This is a genomic window from Kribbella sp. WER1 (assembly GCF_054189145.1).
Genome location: NZ_CM135186.1, coordinates 2,275,005 through 2,291,432 on the forward strand (window position 1 = coordinate 2,275,005; position 16,428 = coordinate 2,291,432).

The following is a 16,428-nucleotide window of genomic DNA, read 5'->3' on the forward strand; positions in this document are numbered from 1 at the left end:
GGCGCCGGGCCTTACTTTGCCGCGAGTACGCCGTGCGTGACCAGCTCGACGCCGATCGCGAGCGTGAGGAAGCCGATGATCCGGCTGAGCGCGCCGAGCCCGGTCGGGCCGAGCTTGTCGACGAGCGGCGTACCGAACCGCAGAAGCACCGCGACCAGCGCCGCGATCACGGCCACGCCGACGATCACGCCGAGGCGGTTGACGATCCCAGGGTGCCGGGCGGTCAGCGCGATCACGACGCCGATCGCGCCGGGGCCGGCGACCAGCGGCAGCGCCATCGGTGAGAACGACACGTCCGGCTTCGCGACGCCGTGCGTCTTCTCGTCGTCGGTCAGCGTCTGCCGGGACACGATCATCCCGAAGCCGGAGTGTGCGACCACCAGACCGCCGGCGATCTGCAGCGCCGGCAGGCCGATCCCGAGGCCCTCGAGCACCAGCGTGCCGAGCAGCGCGAACACGGTCAGGATGCCGAGCACGTAGACGCCTGTCATCACCGCCTGGCGCCGCATCGCGGCCCGATCGGCGCCGTCCGTCAGGCCTGCGAACGTGGCCAGCGCACCGACCGGATTGGTGATCGGCAACAATGCTGCCAAGGCCGAAACCGCCACGTGTACGGGCTCCACGGTCGGGAAGCGTACACCTCGTGGAAGGACAGTTCGCCGTGCGACATGAAGTGACCCCCGACGACACCGCGATCGCCGTCGGCAGCGGAGACGTGGAGGTGCTCGCCACGCCCCGGCTGATCACCTGGCTCGAGTTCGCCACCATCCAGCTCGCCCAGCCGCTGCTGGCCGCCGGCCAGACCTCGGTCGGCACGTCGGTCCGCATCCGCCACCGGATGCCGACCCGCGTCGGCGACACCGTCGACATCGCGTCCGACGCGCCCGACGTCGACGGCAACCACCTGCGCTTCCAGGTCCGCGCGACCAACTCCGCGGGCCAGCTGATCGCGGACGGCGAACTCGTCCGGGTCGTCGTCGACCGCGAACGCTTCCTCGCGAACGTGCCCTAAGGCCGCGGCTCGACGTACCAGCGTGGCAGCTCGCCCGGCTGCAGGCTGGTCGCGTCGCCGGGCCGGGACAGCGTCAGGATCGCCTGCTGGATCTCCGGGCGCGCGTTCAGCGCGTCCTCGATCGCGTACAGCCGGGCCGCCACCTCGGACTCGACGTCGTTGCCGGTGACATCGACCGCCGCGACCAGGAAGATCCGGTCGGCGCCGACCCACTCCATGTGCAGGAACGTCACGCGCTCAATGTCCTCGTGCGCGAGCAGCGCCCGGAGCACGCGGTTCCGGGCGAGCGGGGTAACGGCCTCGCCGGTCAGGAAATCCATGTTCCGGCTGATCAGGAACAGCGCCACCACGCCGAGCAGGGCACCGACCACGATCGACCCCACCGCGTCCCACGCCGCGTTGCCGGTGAGCTGGTGCATCAGGATCGCGAGCGCCGCGATCAGGATCCCGATCAACGCCGAGAAGTCCTCGACGAACACCGCCCGCAGCACCGGGTTCGACGTGATCCGGACGTATCGCCACGGGCGCAGCATCCGCTCCAGCGCACCGGCCTTCGTCTGCCGCAGCGCCTGCGTGAACGAGATCCCCTCGAGCACGAACGAGACGGCGAGCACGGCATACGCCCACCCGTACGACGTGGCCTCGGCCTCGCCGTGCTGCAGCGACTGGATCCCGTGCCACACCGACACCGCCGCACCGACCGTGAACAGGCCGAACGCCGCGAACATCGACCAGATGTACCCGACCCGGCCGTAGCCGAGCGGATGCGTCCGGTCGGCCGGCTTCCGGGCCCGGCGTTCGCCGACCAGCAGGAAGATCTCGTTGCCGGTGTCGGCCCAGGAGTGCGCCGACTCGGCCGCCATCGACGCCGATCCGGTGATCACCGCGACGACCGTCTTGGCGACTGCGATCAACAGGTTCGCGGTGAGCGCGACCAGCACTGTCAGGAGGCTCTCGCCACCGCCCTCGTCGTCCTCGGAGCTGCTCACCCTCAGACCATACTCAGCTGACCGCCCGGATGATGCGTTGCTCGATCGCGCGCGCCACGGCGGCCGCGCGCGTCTCCACCTCCAGCTTCGTGTAGATGTGCTGCAGGTGCGACTTCACCGTCGCCTCGCTGACGTACAACTTCTTGGCCATCTCGCGATTCGACTTGCCGGTGGCGAGCAGGCCGAGGATCTCCACCTCGCGCTCGGTCAGCGTCGGTCCGGTCCGCCGGAGCAGCCGGGCCGCGACCGCGGGCGCCAGCACCGTCTCCCCGCGCGCGGTGCCGCGGATCGCCCGGAACAGGTCCTCCGGCGGCGCGTCCTTCAGCAGATACCCGGAGGCGCCCGCGTCGATCGCGCCCATGATGTCGGCCTCGGTGTCGTACGTCGTCAGGATCAGCACGTACGGCGGATCCGCCAGGGCTCGCAGCCTCGCGGTCACCTCCGCGCCGCCCACGCCCGGCCCCAGGTTCAGGTCCATCAGCACCACGTCGGGACGGACCGCCGCGACCAGCTGCTCGGCGCTGTGCGCGTCCGGCGCCTCGCCGACGACGGTGAGATCGTCCTGGCCGTCGACCAGCGCGCGGACGCCCGCCCGCACCACCGGATGGTCGTCGACCAAAGCCACCCGGATCATCCGTCCTCCGGGATCTTCTGCGGGGCCTTCAGGGGGATCGCGGCGGCCAACGCCGTACCGTCCCCCGGTTCACTCTCCAGCACGAGCGTTCCTCCCAGTTGTCTCAGCCGTTCCCGGATTCCGGCCAGTCCGTGGCCGCGGTCGGAATCGATCTTGACATGAGATCGCGGAAGGCCCCGGCCGTTATCCACAACGTCGAGGACCACCGCGTCCGGGTGGTAGGTGAGGGTCACGAACGCCGCGTCGGCGTGCGCGTGTTCGAGCACGTTCGCGACCGCGCCGCGGGCCGTGCGGAGCAGTGCGGTCTCAACCTCCGAGTCCAGCGTCACCGGCGTACCGTGCACCTGAACGTGGAGCTTGAGGTCGCTGTGGGCGGTCAAACGCTCGCAGGACTTGCGAAGTGCTTCCGGCAGGCCGGCAGCCAGCTCTGCGGGGGCCAGGTCGCGTACGACTCTCCTGGCTTCGTCCAGACCATCGCGGGCCGTGGCTGCTGCCTGGGCTGCGTGCTGACGTGCGACAGCAGGCTTTTGGTCCCATTCGCGTTCTGCGGCCTGTAGCAGCAGGTTGATGCTGGACAGGCCCTGCGCCACGCTGTCATGGATCTCTCGCGACAGCCGCGCCCGCTCTGCTATCACTCCGGCCTGGTGCTGGGCGTCGGCCAGATCGCCCTGCGCCGCGTGCAGCTCGTCCAGCAACGCCTGTCTGGCCAGAGCGTCCCGCTCCAGCGCCCGATAGGCGCCTACGGCAAGCACTGCGATGCACACCGGCCCCAGCACGATCGTCGGGTCCAACCGGTCGGTCATCCGGGTCCATTGCACCACGGTGACCACCACCATGCCGGCCACCACCAGACAGGCCGGCCGGAACGACAGGATGCGCAACGCAACGAACGACAGCGGCACCGCACACCAGGCGAACGAGGGCGCCAACAGCACCAGCCCGAGCCACTCCAGCACCAGCAACGCCAGCCAGACCCGGCTGGGCAGCAGTCTGTACGCCCCGTACGTCGCAAGCAGCACCACCGCGCCAACCAGAACCCACGGGCCGCGGTCGTTGAAGCCATGGCCGGTCAGGTACCGCACGGCGGACGCCAGCACGAGCACCACCAGCGCAGCGTGCAGCGCGGCCACCAGGCGAGTCGCGTGGCTCAGGATCGACGGTGTGTGCGCAGTAGACATGTTCAACCGATCGTAGGCGGCCTGGAGCCGGTTCCGAATCATCCGTTCGGCTATCCGTTGATGGCCGAACATCCGTCGTGCGCAGGGGTGCCGGCGACGGAGGCTTGAGGCAGCTCGAAGTCCACCGACCGTTTGAGAGGTTCCGATGTCCGTCCGTTCGCTGTCCGCCACCCTCGCCCTGTCCGCCACCCTGCTCGGCGTCGGCGCCTCGACGGCGTTCGCGGCCCGCCCGACCACCTACGAGCTCCCCGGCGACCCCGGCGGCTCCAAGTTCGAGGGCATCGGGTACGACGCCCGCACCAAGAACTACTACGTCTCCGAGACCACCGGCGGCGAGATCCACCGTGGCCAGGTCAACTCCCCGGCCGCGATCGAGTGGCTCAAGGGCGACGGCACCGACGGCCGCTGGACCGCCCGCGGCGTGAACGTCGACTCCCAGGGCCGGGTGTACGTCGCCGGCGGGCCGAACGGGATCGACCACCCGGACGCGCCGGACCTCTGGGTCTACGGCCGCGACGGCAAACTGCTCGCCGCCCTCCGCACCGGCGTGCCGAGCTCGTTCCTCAACGACATCGTGATCGGCCCGGACGGCGCCGCCTACTTCACGAACTCGAACGCCCCGCAGATCTTCCGGGTTGCCGAGCGGCACGGCCACTGGACCGTCAACACCTGGGCTGACGCGACCGGGACCATCGAGACCGCGGACGGCTTCAACCTCGGCGGCATCGTGCTCTCCCCGGACCGCAAGGCGCTGGTCGTGGCCCAGGGCAACGTCGGCAAGCTCTGGCGGTTCGACCTGCGGACCACGAAGGCGACCGCTGTCGACACCGCCGGTGCCGATCTGGTGAACGCCGACGGCCTGGTCCAGCAGGGCAACACCCTCTGGGTCGTGCGGAACTTCTCCAAGGTGCTGAGCACGCTCCGGCTGTCGTCCGACGGCTCCACCGCGCGGCTACAGTCCGCCAGGCCGACCGACCCCGACCGGGTCCTCACCACCGCGAAGCTGGCCCAGGGCCGGCTGCTGGTGGTCGACAGCAAGTTCGACGAGGCGACCGCCGTCCCGCCGTACCAGGTCATCACGCTCGACCCGCGCCGATGAAACGCCGCCCGATCGCGGTGGTCGCCGTCCTGCTGATGGCGGCGACCACCGCGTGCTCCGCCGAAACCACCAGCACTCCCCAGCCGGCACCGGCTCCGACCCTGAGTCCGACTGCGAGTCCATCTCCGACGCCTTCGAGGAGCGCCGCCGTGCCGTCCACCCTCGACGCCCAACTGATCGCCGCGGCGTGGAAGAACGACGTGCCCACGGCCAAGCGCCTGATCGAGGCCGGTGCCGACGTCAACGCGCTCGACAACACCGTCCAGAGCGCATTCCTGATCGCCGCCAGCGAGGGCTACCTCGACCTGCTGAACCTGACACTCGCCCACGGCGCCGACGTCCGCAGTCTCGACAGCTACCACGGCACGGCGCTCATCCGAGCCGCCGAACGCGGCCACGCCGCCGTCGTCGGCCGCCTGCTCCGGGCCGGCGTCGCCGTCAACCACGTCAACAACCTCGGCTGGACCGCCCTGCACGAAGCAGTCATCCTCGGCAAGGGCACCCCCGAGTATGTCGACACCGTCCGACTGCTGATCGCCGGCGGCGCCGACCGCGACAAGCCTGCTGTCAGCGGGGGCACCACCCCGGTCCAGGCCGCGAAGGACCGCGGTCAGCAGGCCGTCAGCGCAGTGCTGAACACCCAAGCAACCGCGGGCGACCTCTTGGCTGCCGCGACTGCTGGCGACACCAACAAAGCCGCCGCAGCACTGGCGGCCGGTGCCAAGCTCGAGTCCCGCGACGACCACCGCCGCACGCCGCTGCTGCTCGCCTCACTCAACGACCAGGTAGACGTCGCCCGGCTACTGGTCAACCTGGGCGCAGACCCCGACGCCCAAGACGACCGCCAAGACTCCGCCTGGCTGGTCACCGGCGTCACCGGCAGCGTCGCGATGCTCGAGACCCTCCTCCCCGCGAACCCGGACCTCACGCTGCGGAACCGCTTCGGCGGTACGTCGCTGATCCCGGCGAGCGAACGCGGTCATGTCGACTACGTCCGGCGGGCGGTCAAGACCAAGGTCGACGTCAACCACGTCAACGACCTCGGCTGGACCGCGCTGCTCGAGGCGATCATCCTCGGCAAGGGCACGAAGCCGTGGCAGGACATCGTGCGGATCCTCGTCGATGCCGGCGCCGACCCGAACCTCGCCGACAAGGCCGGCGTCACGCCACTCCAGCACGCCCGCTCCCGCGGCTACACCCAACTAGCCGCCATCCTCCAATCCGCCGGAGCCCACTAACCCACCGGGCACCAACCCACCCTCACTCCGCCCGCCCGCCCGCCCGCCCGAGCCCACCCACCAAACCCGCGCACCGTGGGCACCTCCGCGCAGCACCAAACCCTTCAGCCGCTCCACGCACCAGCCCCGCCCTCATGCGACGGCACCTCGCGCGGGCCGAGGCGTGCGGGTCGAACGCCAGCGCAGCTGGAGTGGGGTCAGTCGCGGGTTAGGCAGCGGGACGGCAGTTCGAACCAGCGGAGGTGGTCGAAGCCGGTGCTTACCTGGCCGTCGGGGTCGGGGTTGGCGGCGCAGGTGGACAGCAGGTCGCGGGCTTCGGCGAGGTAGTCGTCGAGGGCGGACTCGGGCGCGGTGTGATCGTGCCGCGGATACCTGAGCTTGCCGTCCGCGTCGTACCCGACCTGCGACAACCGCATCGGCGGCTCGACCGGACCACGGTGATGCCGCCACAGACCGTTGGCCGGATCGAACCGGTAGTCGCCCAGCAACCGCCACCCATCCCGCGCCACCAGCTTGACTGCCTCGACGACGTACGAGAACACCGCCTCGGAGATGAAGTAGTTGAAGTTCACCCGCACCCACCCCGGCTTGATCCCCTCGCAGCCGTGCAGGATCTCCTCCTCGAACTCATGCGACCGCGCCAGATCAATCCCCAACAGCGCATGCCCGTACGGCCCAGCACACGAGCAGCCGCCGCGCGACTGGATACCAAACAGGTCGTTCAGCAACGCGACCACGAAGTTGTGATGCAAGTACCGCCCCGACGGCCCCTTCACCACGAACGACACGATCGACAACCGCTCGGCGTCCAGGTTCCCGAGGATCTGCAGATTCGGCTCGGCCGTCCAGGCCGCGACCGCGCGCCGCAGGTACGCGTCCTCGTGCGCGCGGATCACGTCGATCCCGACCGCCTGCTTCAACTGGAACGCCAACCCGGCCCGGATCGACCCGATGATCGCCGGCGTCCCCCCTTCCTCCCGATGCACCGGGTCGTCCAGGTACCGGTGCTCGAGCGGATTCACATACGCCACCGTGCCCCCACCAGGTACGTCGGGAACCCGATTGCGAAGCAGTTCCCGCCGCGCCACCAGCACGCCAGGCGTCCCCGGACCGCCGATCAGCTTGTGCGGACTGAGGAAGATCGCGTCCTTGTACGACAACGGATCCCGGTCGCGCCCGCCGTACATGTCGATCTCGACGTACGGCGCCGCCGCGGCGCAGTCCCAGAACGACAGCGCGCCGTACCGGTGCAGCAGCGCGGACACCCGCTGCGTGTTGCTGACGATCCCGGTGACGTTGCTCGCCGCGGAGAACGAGCCGATCTTCAGCGGACGGTCGGCGTACTCCTGCAGCCGCGACTCGAGCTGGTCGATGTCGATGTGGCCGTCCGCGTCCTGGCTGATCATGACGACGTCCGCGATCGACTCTCGCCAGGGCAGCTCGTTCGAATGGTGTTCGTACGGCCCGATGAAGACGACCGGTCGCCGGTCCGGCGGGATCTGGTCGGTCAGGTGGTAGGTGTCGTCGAGCTCGGCCGGGATCCGCAGGCCCATGATCCCGATCAGCTTGTCGATCGCCCCGGTGGCGCCAGAGCCGCAGAAGATCAGCGCGGTCTCGTCGTCGCCGCCGACGCCGGTGTGGATGATCCGCCGGGCGTCTTCCCGCAGCCGGGTGGTCTGCAGACCGGTCCCGCTGGACTCGGTGTGCGTGTTCGCGTACCGCGGCAGGACCTCCTCGCGGATGAAGTCCTCGAGGAACGTGAGCGCGCGGCCGGACGCGGTGTAGTCGGCGTACGTCACCCGCCGTGGACCGTACGGCCCCGGCATCACCTGGTCGTCCCCGATCACCGACGCACGGATCTGCCGCAGCAACGGCGTCTCCGGCGGCATCCCCGCGAGTGCACTCATGCTTCAGGGTAGGTCGCCGGAGTGACCTGCGTCTCGTGATCCGCGCGCGCCCTGTGGATAAGGTCGGAGCCAGTCGACGGCGAGGAGTGGGGATGACGTTTTCCAGCGAGCTGTGGGACCGCGGTGCCGCCTCCATGTACGAGCAGATCGTCCGGCACCCGTTCATCACCGGCCTGACCGACGGGACCCTGGACCACGACGCGTTCCGGTACTTCATCACGCAGGACAGCCATTACCTCCGCGCGTACTCCCGGGCGCTCAGCCTGGTCGCGGGGCGGGCGCCGGACGAGGACGCGGTCAGCATGTTCGCGCTACACGCCGCTAACGCGATCGCGGTCGAGCGTGAGCTGCACACGTCGCTGCTGGAGTCTCTCGGCCTCACCGCGGCCGATGTGGACGCGGCTGGTTCCGGGCCGACCACAACGGCGTACATGTCCTATCTGACGGCCGTGTGCGCCACGGGCACGTACGCCGAGGCCGTGGCCGCCGTACTGCCCTGCTATTGGATCTACCGGGACGTAGGCCGCGAACTGCTCAAACGGTCGTCGCCCGACCCGCTGTACGCACAGTGGATCGCGACGTACGGCTCGGAGGAGTTCGACGCTGTGGTCGAACAGGTGCTTGCGGTGACAGACACACTGGACGTCGGCGCTGCGGAGCGGGAACGTTGTCACCAGCACTTCGCCACGACGTGCCGCTACGAATGGATGTTCTGGGACGCCGCTTATCACAAGCTCGATTGGCCGGTGGGATGAAGGACTTCTACGACGTCGTCATAGTCGGCGGTGGCCACAACGGCCTCGTCGCCGCCACGTACCTGGCTCAGTCCGGGCTCTCCACGCTCATCCTGGAGCAGCAGGCGCACACCGGCGGCGCGGCGGTCAGCGAGCGGGTGTTCCCAGGCGTCGACGCACGACTGTCGCGCTACTCGTACCTGGTCAGCCTGCTGCCCGACAAGATCGTCGCGGACCTAGGGCTCGGCCTGGACCTCCGTTCACGCGCCGTCGCGTCGTACACGCCCGTACGTCGCGGTGGACGCGACCTCGGCCTGCTGGTGGAGCGGCCGGAAGGCCCTGGCACCAGGGACTCGTTCCGGGCGCTCACGGGCAGCGACACGGAGTACGAGGCCTGGACCGACTTCTACGGAGCTGTCGGCTCCCTGGCAGCAGCCGTGGCACCAACGCTGCTCGAGCCGCTCCGGCCGGCGGCTGAGATCCGCTCACGCGTCGACAGCGCGCTCTGGGACGAACTGGTCGAACGACCGCTCGGCGAGACCGTAGAGCGCCGTTTCGCCGACGACACTGTCCGGGGCGTCGTCGCGACCGATTCCGTGATCGGTACCTTCGCAGGGCTGCATGACGAGTCACTGATCCAGAACAGGTGCTTCCTGTACCACCTGATCGGCAACGGCACCGGCGAGTGGCGGGTACCGGTAGGCGGCATGGGAGCCGTCACCGACGCCCTGGCCGCAGCCGCACGACGCGCAGGCGCCGCTTTGGTCACCAACGCCGAGGTCACCTCCGTAGAGGTCGACGGGACGCGCGGCTCGGTCACCTGGCTCGGCGGCGACGGCGAGCGCTCCGTTGACTGCACCTGGGTGCTGTCGAACGTCGCACCGTCGACCCTGGCTGCGCTGCGTGGCCAGGGCGGTGTGGAGAAGCCGGAGGGCTCGCAGCTGAAGATCAACCTGCTGTTACGCCACCTGCCGGCGCTCAAGTCGGGCGACGTGCCGGCGCGCGCGTTCGCCGGCACGTTCCACATCGACGAGGACTACAGCCAGCTCGAGTCGGCGTACCGCGCCGCGGCCGGCGGCGAGCTGCCCGCTGTACCGCCGTCCGAGGTGTACTGCCACTCGCTCACCGACCCCTCGATCCTGTCCCCCGAGCTGGTTGCCGCGGGCTACCACACGCTGACCGTCTTCGGCGTCCACTTCCCCGCCCGATTGTTTGCCTCCGACAACGACTCCGCCCGCACCGAGGCCACCCGCCGGATCCTGGCCGGCCTCGAGTCGTACCTCGCCGAACCCCTCGCGGACTGCATCGCCCGCGACACCGATGGCAACCTCTGCATCGAGGCCAAGACGCCGTACGACATCGAGCAGTCCGTCGGCATGCCCGGCGGCCACATCTTCCACGGCGACCTCCAGTGGCCCTGGGCCACCACCCCCGCCGACACCGGCCGCTGGGGCACCGAAACCGACACCCCCAACCTCCTCATCTGCGGCTCCGGCGCCCGCCGCGGCGGCGCCGTCTCCGGCCTCGGCGGCCACAACGCCGCCATGACCGTCCTCACCCACTAACCGATTTCGCATCTCCCCGATCCCCCTGCTACGATCCTCTTCGTTCGCAAGCAAGCGCGAATGCACAACCGGCGCCGCTAGCTCAATTGGCAGAGCAGCTGACTCTTAATCAGCGGGTTCGGGGTTCGAGTCCCTGGCGGCGCACAAAAGCCCTGGTCAGAGCACTGACCAGGGCTTTCGCGTATCCGGGACCCATGCTTTATCCCATGCTTTTGTGTCCTACGCCACGTCGGACCCGTAGGTGTCCTTCGCTTCGGTCGGGTCAGCGTGTCCCAGTCGGTCGGCGACGTCGGGTGACCTGTTGAGAGCGGTCTCCAGTGCGGCCGCCGCGTCAGGGTTCTTCGCCCGCCGTGCCATGTAGACATCCTGGGTCAGCGACGGCCGGGCGTGACCGAGCTGGTCAGCGATCTGCCGGGCGCTCTGCCCAGCGTCGTCCAGGATGGTCGCGGTCGTCTTCCGGAACGAGTGCGACGTGATCCACGCGAGCGCGTCAGCTTGGCTCCCCTCAGCCGCTTCGGTCGCGAGTGCCAGCAGGTCCATCCGGCCGCCGCCGCGCACTCCGAACAGGTCGACCAGGCTCTCAGCGTCGGCCACCTCCAGCCGGACCCGTGCGGTCTCGATCAGGCTCACACGGGACTGAGGCCAGTCGAGCCGGGCCGCAGTGTCGGCCTGAGTCAGTCCTGCCGCCCGCCGCGCGCTTCGGAGCCGCTTCCCGAGATCGCGCCGCGACTCGCTACCGATCGGTGACCGCGCCTCCCGCAGGTCCCGCCGTACGTTCGTCGGGTCGCGGTAGTCGCCATCGCGGTTGGCAAAGATCGGCTGATCCAACCGGCCGCCCTCCATCAGGCGTCGGCGGAGCATCGCCAGGCCCCACGCTGGCACCTTCAACACGCGCTCCCCCGCCCGTGACTTCGTCCTGATCCGCACGAGTCCTTCGCCCTTCACTCGAATGATCTGGTGCGTGATCTCCACCTCGCTCGCAGCGAAGTTGACCTGCTGTCCGAGGACTGCCAACGACTCCCCGATCCGTACACCGGTCGCGAGCATGAACGTCGACAGGTCAGGCAGATCGGCCGCGACCGCGCCCCGATCGGCACGTAGCTGCTCGAACCACGCGTCTCGCTCCTCATCGGTGAGTGCCCGCGCCTTGCGCTTCGATTCGCTCTCGATCGTGTCCACGTCCCTGATCGGGTTGAAGTCGAGCGCGCCATATCGCGCGGCCAGCCCGAGCGTGCCGGAGACGACACTCCGGCACGTCTTCGCAGTCGGCGGACCAACCTCGGACTTGATCTTGCCAATCACCTTGTCGAGCAGCGGCGTCGTTAGCTCCCCGAGGCGCACCTCTCCAAGCGCCGGGATCACGTGATTGTCGAGCTGACGCCTGTAGGTGTCCACGGTGCCCGGCGATCTCTTCCCGTCCCGCACCTTCTCTTCCAGCTTCTCGAACCACATCTCAGCGGCTTTGGAGAATCGGTCCATCGCGTCGAGGCCGATGCCCTGGTTCGGACGGCGCCGATTCTTCAACTTCTCCAACAGGTTGTCCTCGGCAACCGTCTTGGTACGGCCGTTTGCCTCTAGCTGTCGCACCTTCCCATCGAAGTCGCGGTAGTTGGCGACCGACCGGTACGACGTGACCTTGCCTTTGTCGTTCGTCACCGCAGGATAGGTGCGAATCTTTCCCCAGCTACCCAATGCGAGCGGCTTGCGTGCCATTGTCAGGATTCCTCTCAGGCTGCGTTCTTCTGGGATTCAAACCAGGCCACGACGTCGGCCGGGTCGTAGCGCAGGTGCTTGCCGATCCGGGCGCCGACCGGGCCGTCTCCGGTCAACCGCCACTTGTAGATCGTCTTCACGGAGACCCGCAGATACTCGGCTACGTCGTCCACCGTCCAACGGGCGGCGTGCTCACCGATCTGGGTCAGGTTCAGTTCCACGATTCCCTGAGTCACTTGAGATACCTCTCGGTCAGGCGCTGTTGGCGTGGGACATCTGGGACAGGTTGAGTAGGTGGGTGTCCCAGGTGTTTGTGCAGGTCAGATGAGGGTTGGGGACTCTGGGACACCTGGGACAGTCCCGGTGTCGGGTGGGAAGTACCGGCCGCCGTCGCGGCGGCGTAGTTGCCCGTCGTCGGCCATTCGGGAGCAGGTTCGCCGGACGGTGTCGCGGTCTTCCCCGAGGGCGTCAGAGATGGCTTTCGGGGTGGCTCCTGGCGACTGACGCAGGTACGCCAGGATCGCGGCTCGGGTGCGGTGCAGTGTGTGGTCGATCGCTGCTCCGGCCAGCAGCTCCCAGGTGCCGGTTTCGGGGTCGAACCGCATCGCGCGTTCGGCTTCGTCCACGTCGCGGCCGGTGATGTGGAGCACGCCGTCCGCCTCACCGCGTGGTCGTTTGAGCGCCATGATCGTGTCGGCCGCGCCGACGATTCCGTTCGTGCCGGACAGTTCGGCGGTGAAGTCGTCGGCGGCCATCTTGCGCAGGTGGTGCACGAGCACGACCGCGATGCCGTAGGTGTCCGCGATGCGCTTCGCGCGGCCCATCGCGAGGTAATCGGCGTCGTACGGCGACATGCCGGACGGAGTGGTGCCGCGCATCTTGGCGAACACGTCGATCACGACCATGCGCGCGTTCGGCCGGGTGTCGAGCCATCCGCAGATCGCATCCGCGCCCCCGTCAGGCAGGGTCGGGAACTCGGTCAGCAGGGTCAGCCCGGCCGGTGCCGGTTCGCTGCCGAGAATCTTGCCCATACGGCTTTGCAACCGTCGCGGGGTGTCCTCCAACGCGAGATAGAGCACGTCGCCGGGGTCCACGGTCACCTCTCCGAGCACGGGCGCACCGGCGGCGATGCCGAGCGCGAGATTGAGCGACAGCCACGACTTCCCGGCCTTCGGGGCACCGGCCAGCAGCGACAGCCCTTCAGGGATGAGACCGGGCACAGCCCAGCGCGGCGGCGCGAACTCCTCAGCCATCAGCCGATCTGCCGTCCACGCGTTCGCGAACGGATCGACCTTCGGCGGCCGGGCCGGTTCGGGCTCGGTCCGTTCCTCCAGCGGCGGCTGCCAATCGGGATAGATCACCTCAGCCATCCGGTAGGTTTCCTCCGGATCGGGCTCCCAAGCGGAGTCCCAGATCGGCTCGCTCACGCCGCGTCCCCGCTTCCGAAATCGAAGGTGGGTTGCCCGTTGGTCTCGATCGGGCGGTTCTCGGCAGCGGCTAGGACGCGGCCGAATACGCCTGTTCCGGGGTAGAGGTCGTCCAGTTGGTCGCCGGGCTTCCAGCCGAGTAGGTCCATGACGTGACGACAGACCTTCTCGGGTTTGGCTCCGGTGAAGCCCTTGCGCATCGTGATCGGTTCGGCGATGTGGTCGCGGCCGACCGGTGCGCCGTGCTTGGACGACAGGCGGCCGCCGCGCCAGATGATCGGCTCCCAGGTGTAGGCGATGCGCACGTTGCGCTTGAACGCGGCGAACGGCTTTGTCCACGCCGCCACCCGGTGATCGGCGGGCACGAGCGGCAGCAGCGCCCGCAGAGATGTGCTGGTCAGCGACATCGCCCACCCGTCGGGGTAGTCGTCGCACAGCCGCTCGATCAGTGCGCGGTGGGTGTCTAGGTCGTCCCAGCAGCGGCCGTCGGGGTGGTAGTGGCCGTACAGCTGGCAGCAGCCGAGATAGGGCGGATCGGCATACGCGAAACGCATCGGCTCGGTAGTCATGCGGCCACCTGACGCGGGCGCTTCGCTCCGGCCCGCAGCCCGGACGAGATCGTCTTGTCCGCCTCCCACGCCGTGTACGCCCCGGCCTCGACCTGTACCGACGCGGCATCGGTGAGGACCGTACGTACGTCGAGTTCCGCAATGGAGCCACCGGCAACCAACTGCCCGAGAGCGACAGCGGCCGTGTAGAGCACGTGGTTCCGCTGGCCCTCAGCAGCAGCCCGGACGCGGTCGGTCTCGGCCCGGATCGCTGCCTCCAGATAGCTCGCCCGACGACCGGCCCCGAGCTGGACAGGGGCGACCTGCTGAACGGGCACGGGTGCGGGCTTGAGCGCCTCTGTGAGCCATCCCGGAAGGGGTGCCGGGGCGATGTCGTACACGGTGCGGTAGCGGCGTCCTGAGGCCACCGAGACGGCACCGACGACGTACCCGCCGTGGGCGCGGGTGTCGATCAGCCAGCCGAGCCGAGCTTGAGTGTTGCGCAGCTCGATCCCAGCCGGTGCAGAGAAGTACAGGTGTTCGCCGCCCCTGCCGGTCAGCACGGTGTGGGTGTTCCAGGGGTACGCCTCCCCCGCCGCGTCCGCACGATCGGCCAGCACGTCAGCCCCGCAGGTGATCCCGGGCTTGCACCACTCCTCCGGCGCCGTCTGGCCCGGCTTGGGCTGGTCCAGGTCGATCACGATCAGACCGGACGGTCCGCAGGCGATGCCGACGCCGTACGGTCCAGCCGCCCAGCACCGCTTGATCCGGGCCGGGTCGGTGGTGGCGCGGTACTCCCAGTCTTCGACGGCCGGACGCTTGGCGTCTGGGACGAGCGGGAACACGTGCCAGCCTTGCGCAGCGGCGGTGAGGGCGGCGGTCAGCAGGTCGTTCATCGGTGGTTCCTCCTCCGAGATGGGTCAAGCGGCGTGCGGGCAGCTGGCGGCGTCGACGCCGTCGGTCTGAGGGGCGTTCACTGGCTGCCCCACTGGTCGCCGACCTTGACGTGCTTCCACTTGGAGCGCGAGGTGCAGTCGGTGTGCGTCTTGCCCTCGCTGTCGCGGAACTTGACCCAGAAGCAGGGCGTGTAGGTGGGTTTGCCGTTGTTCATGTGCTGGTCGATCCGGTAGCCCTTGTCCACCACGGTTCCGGTGGCACAGCCGGTGGTCAGGCAGAGCAGCACGGCCGCAACCACGGCGGTAATGAGTCGCTTCATCGGGTGATCCCCTCCACTCGGGTACGGATGGCGTTGTCGGTGAGTCGTTCGCCGCTGTCCCAGCTCGCGGCGCTGGCGACCCGAACCGGCTCGTAGCGGCCTTCTCGGTGCGGCTGTTCGGTGACCAGAGCGCGGTAGGCATTCGCCCAGCGATTGCGGTAGGCCGCACGGGCCTTGATCTCCTGCAGCTCGCGCAGTGCTGTCGTCAGCTCGTCCATCGGATGCGCTCCTCTCGGGTGGGGTCAGGCGGCGGTGACGTGCTCGTACGCGTACATGCACGCGTCGCACAGCGGGTCGTGCGTCGGCACGCAATAGGTCTCGACGTGTCCGCACTTGCGGCAGGTCCGGCGTGCCTGCATGGCCTTGTCCAGGGCGTTGAGCTGCAACGGCGACGGCGTCCGGGAGGGCCGGGCGAGGTCGAGCCGGTACAGCCACGCCCAGCGCTTGCCGTTGCGCCACACGAGCAGCGCATACGGCTCGTGGCCTCCGGGTGACATGCGCATCGCGCGGAGCTGGCGGCGGGTGGCCAGTCCTGCGGGTGCCCACCGGAACTTGAAGACCGGGGTGCCGTAGTAGTCCCAGCCGAGCGCCTGCTGTCCGTTCCACAGCTCCACCCAGCACGACTTGGCCGGGTGGAGGCTGAGTCCTGCCAGCGCGGCGCACATCACTTGTCGCCCTTGCTGGTGGAGTTCTGGCCCGCGCCCCGGACGGCGCGCATGTGGTTGATGACGTGGCGTCCGAGCCGGATTCGCAGGCCGGACCCGTCGCACTTGCCGCAGTGCCGGTAGGCACGGCCGAACGGGGATTTGAACTTGCCGACGCCCTTGCAGCGGCGGCACTTGCCGAACGGCCAGACCAGGCAGGTGAACAGGTAGAACGCGACGGCGGCGGTCACGATCAGTAGGACCGTGGCGACCTGTCCAGCGGTGTGGATGGTGGCGGCGAGGGTAGCGGCAGCATCAGCGCTGTCGCTACCGTGGGTAGCGGCGGTCAGGGTGGCGGTAGCGGCGCGGGACAGCATGGGAAGCCTCCAACAGGCTGTTTTTAGGCGTGAGGGACCGTGGCCGCGACCCGCTACCTGCGGATATACGGCCTGGTGGTGGTTAGGTTGCGGGGTAGCGGGACGGGTAGCGCGAGCGCTACCGGTAGCGTCGGGGCCGCTACTTCA

General features: G+C 68.9%; 19 protein-coding genes and 1 tRNA gene. 6 read left to right on the top strand and 14 right to left on the bottom strand.

From position 1 onward, the window contains the following. Positions 1–11 precede the first annotated feature (11 nt). Positions 12–623 (bottom strand): MarC family protein, encoded by a 612-nt coding sequence (locus ACXJJ3_RS11170; RefSeq protein ID WP_458169909.1) that lies wholly within the window; start codon positions 621–623, stop codon positions 12–14. Positions 624–661: 38 nt separating this feature from the next. Between ACXJJ3_RS11170 and ACXJJ3_RS11175 the strand changes: the two genes are divergently transcribed. Continuing rightward, complete coding sequence (locus ACXJJ3_RS11175; RefSeq protein WP_458169910.1) at positions 662–1,012, top strand: thioesterase family protein; 351 nt, start codon at positions 662–664, stop codon at positions 1,010–1,012. On the opposite strand, the gene ACXJJ3_RS11180 is transcribed toward ACXJJ3_RS11175, so the two are convergent. From ACXJJ3_RS11180 to ACXJJ3_RS11190, 3 genes are read right to left on the bottom strand one after another with little or no spacing between them, the layout of a single operon-like run. Then, positions 1,009–2,001, bottom strand: coding sequence for a cation diffusion facilitator family transporter (locus ACXJJ3_RS11180; protein WP_458169911.1), 993 nt, complete (start codon positions 1,999–2,001; stop codon positions 1,009–1,011). The two genes, ACXJJ3_RS11175 and ACXJJ3_RS11180, sit on opposite strands and share 4 nt — an antisense overlap. A 13-nt stretch (positions 2,002–2,014) precedes the next feature. Next, positions 2,015–2,635 (bottom strand): response regulator, encoded by a 621-nt coding sequence (locus ACXJJ3_RS11185; protein ID WP_458169912.1) that lies wholly within the window; start codon positions 2,633–2,635, stop codon positions 2,015–2,017. Beyond that, entirely contained in the window at positions 2,632–3,855 is a 1,224-nt protein-coding gene (locus ACXJJ3_RS11190; RefSeq protein ID WP_458169913.1) for a sensor histidine kinase, read from the bottom strand. The genes ACXJJ3_RS11185 and ACXJJ3_RS11190 overlap by 4 nt, the downstream gene beginning before the upstream one ends. A 103-nt stretch (positions 3,856–3,958) precedes the next feature. Between ACXJJ3_RS11190 and ACXJJ3_RS11195 the strand changes: the two genes are divergently transcribed. Further along, positions 3,959–4,912, top strand: coding sequence for an SMP-30/gluconolactonase/LRE family protein (locus tag ACXJJ3_RS11195; protein ID WP_458169914.1), 954 nt, complete (start codon positions 3,959–3,961; stop codon positions 4,910–4,912). Between the two features lie 149 nt (positions 4,913–5,061). Next, positions 5,062–6,150: an ankyrin repeat domain-containing protein gene (locus tag ACXJJ3_RS11200; RefSeq protein ID WP_458169915.1), complete on the top strand. Its 1,089-nt coding sequence runs from the start codon at positions 5,062–5,064 to the stop codon at positions 6,148–6,150. A 197-nt stretch (positions 6,151–6,347) separates the two neighbouring features. Here the strand turns inward: ACXJJ3_RS11200 and ACXJJ3_RS11205 are convergent, their stop codons facing one another. Next, positions 6,348–8,057: an aminotransferase class V-fold PLP-dependent enzyme gene (locus ACXJJ3_RS11205; protein ID WP_458169916.1), complete on the bottom strand. Its 1,710-nt coding sequence runs from the start codon at positions 8,055–8,057 to the stop codon at positions 6,348–6,350. Between the two features lie 92 nt (positions 8,058–8,149). Between ACXJJ3_RS11205 and tenA the strand changes: the two genes are divergently transcribed. From tenA to ACXJJ3_RS11220, 3 genes are all read left to right on the top strand, one after another. Continuing rightward, positions 8,150–8,812: a thiaminase II gene (gene tenA, locus ACXJJ3_RS11210; RefSeq protein ID WP_458169917.1), complete on the top strand. Its 663-nt coding sequence runs from the start codon at positions 8,150–8,152 to the stop codon at positions 8,810–8,812. Continuing rightward, a complete protein-coding gene (locus tag ACXJJ3_RS11215) occupies positions 8,809–10,356 on the top strand; it encodes a phytoene desaturase family protein (RefSeq protein ID WP_458169918.1) in 1,548 nt (515 codons plus the stop codon). Before tenA ends, ACXJJ3_RS11215 begins: the two co-directional genes overlap by 4 nt. A gap of 71 nt (positions 10,357–10,427) precedes the next feature. After that, a tRNA-Lys gene (locus tag ACXJJ3_RS11220) sits at positions 10,428–10,500 on the top strand. Positions 10,501–10,575: 75 nt separating this feature from the next. On the opposite strand, the gene ACXJJ3_RS11225 is transcribed toward ACXJJ3_RS11220, so the two are convergent. From ACXJJ3_RS11225 to ACXJJ3_RS11265, 9 genes are all read right to left on the bottom strand, one after another. Beyond that, positions 10,576–12,069: a helix-turn-helix domain-containing protein gene (locus ACXJJ3_RS11225; protein ID WP_458169919.1), complete on the bottom strand. Its 1,494-nt coding sequence runs from the start codon at positions 12,067–12,069 to the stop codon at positions 10,576–10,578. 14 nt (positions 12,070–12,083) lie between these two features. Further along, positions 12,084–12,305, bottom strand: coding sequence for a helix-turn-helix domain-containing protein (locus tag ACXJJ3_RS11230; protein WP_458169920.1), 222 nt, complete (start codon positions 12,303–12,305; stop codon positions 12,084–12,086). 84 nt (positions 12,306–12,389) lie between these two features. Continuing rightward, positions 12,390–13,496 carry an AAA family ATPase gene (locus ACXJJ3_RS11235; RefSeq protein ID WP_458169921.1) on the bottom strand — a complete coding sequence of 369 codons (1,107 nt, stop codon included), beginning with the start codon at positions 13,494–13,496 and terminating at the stop codon, positions 12,390–12,392. Then, a complete protein-coding gene (locus ACXJJ3_RS11240; protein WP_458169922.1) occupies positions 13,493–14,065 on the bottom strand; it encodes a hypothetical protein in 573 nt (190 codons plus the stop codon). The genes ACXJJ3_RS11235 and ACXJJ3_RS11240 overlap by 4 nt, the downstream gene beginning before the upstream one ends. Then, a complete protein-coding gene (locus ACXJJ3_RS11245; protein WP_458169923.1) occupies positions 14,062–14,940 on the bottom strand; it encodes a bifunctional DNA primase/polymerase in 879 nt (292 codons plus the stop codon). The genes ACXJJ3_RS11240 and ACXJJ3_RS11245 overlap by 4 nt, the downstream gene beginning before the upstream one ends. Positions 14,941–15,017: 77 nt before the next feature. Beyond that, the gene (locus tag ACXJJ3_RS11250; protein ID WP_458169924.1) at positions 15,018–15,260 is read right to left on the bottom strand and encodes a hypothetical protein; all 243 of its coding nucleotides are present in this window, start codon (positions 15,258–15,260) and stop codon (positions 15,018–15,020) included. Next, positions 15,257–15,478, bottom strand: coding sequence for a hypothetical protein (locus ACXJJ3_RS11255; RefSeq protein ID WP_458169925.1), 222 nt, complete (start codon positions 15,476–15,478; stop codon positions 15,257–15,259). Before ACXJJ3_RS11255 ends, ACXJJ3_RS11250 begins: the two co-directional genes overlap by 4 nt. 24 nt (positions 15,479–15,502) lie before the next feature. Beyond that, positions 15,503–15,925 (bottom strand): RRQRL motif-containing zinc-binding protein, encoded by a 423-nt coding sequence (locus ACXJJ3_RS11260; protein ID WP_458169926.1) that lies wholly within the window; start codon positions 15,923–15,925, stop codon positions 15,503–15,505. Next, the gene (locus ACXJJ3_RS11265; RefSeq protein ID WP_458169927.1) at positions 15,925–16,281 is read right to left on the bottom strand and encodes a hypothetical protein; all 357 of its coding nucleotides are present in this window, start codon (positions 16,279–16,281) and stop codon (positions 15,925–15,927) included. The genes ACXJJ3_RS11260 and ACXJJ3_RS11265 overlap by 1 nt, the downstream gene beginning before the upstream one ends. Positions 16,282–16,428: the final 147 nt, after the last annotated feature.

Bases quoted from the DNA above. Each gene is read 5' to 3' on its own strand.
- ACXJJ3_RS11215 (WP_458169918.1), top strand. From the start codon at position 8,809: ATGAAGGACTTCTACGACGTCGTCATAGTCGGCGGTGGCCACAACGGC.
- tenA (WP_458169917.1), top strand. From the start codon at position 8,150: ATGACGTTTTCCAGCGAGCTGTGGGACCGCGGTGCCGCCTCCATGTAC.
- ACXJJ3_RS11255 (WP_458169925.1), bottom strand. From the start codon at position 15,478: ATGGACGAGCTGACGACAGCACTGCGCGAGCTGCAGGAGATCAAGGCC.
- ACXJJ3_RS11260 (WP_458169926.1), bottom strand. From the start codon at position 15,925: ATGTGCGCCGCGCTGGCAGGACTCAGCCTCCACCCGGCCAAGTCGTGC.
- ACXJJ3_RS11185 (WP_458169912.1), bottom strand. From the start codon at position 2,635: ATGATCCGGGTGGCTTTGGTCGACGACCATCCGGTGGTGCGGGCGGGC.
- ACXJJ3_RS11265 (WP_458169927.1), bottom strand. From the start codon at position 16,281: ATGCTGTCCCGCGCCGCTACCGCCACCCTGACCGCCGCTACCCACGGT.
- ACXJJ3_RS11205 (WP_458169916.1), bottom strand. From the start codon at position 8,057: ATGAGTGCACTCGCGGGGATGCCGCCGGAGACGCCGTTGCTGCGGCAG.
- ACXJJ3_RS11245 (WP_458169923.1), bottom strand. From the start codon at position 14,940: ATGAACGACCTGCTGACCGCCGCCCTCACCGCCGCTGCGCAAGGCTGG.
- ACXJJ3_RS11225 (WP_458169919.1), bottom strand. From the start codon at position 12,069: ATGGCACGCAAGCCGCTCGCATTGGGTAGCTGGGGAAAGATTCGCACC.
- ACXJJ3_RS11250 (WP_458169924.1), bottom strand. From the start codon at position 15,260: ATGAAGCGACTCATTACCGCCGTGGTTGCGGCCGTGCTGCTCTGCCTG.
- ACXJJ3_RS11195 (WP_458169914.1), top strand. From the start codon at position 3,959: ATGTCCGTCCGTTCGCTGTCCGCCACCCTCGCCCTGTCCGCCACCCTG.
- ACXJJ3_RS11190 (WP_458169913.1), bottom strand. From the start codon at position 3,855: ATGATTCGGAACCGGCTCCAGGCCGCCTACGATCGGTTGAACATGTCT.
- ACXJJ3_RS11240 (WP_458169922.1), bottom strand. From the start codon at position 14,065: ATGACTACCGAGCCGATGCGTTTCGCGTATGCCGATCCGCCCTATCTC.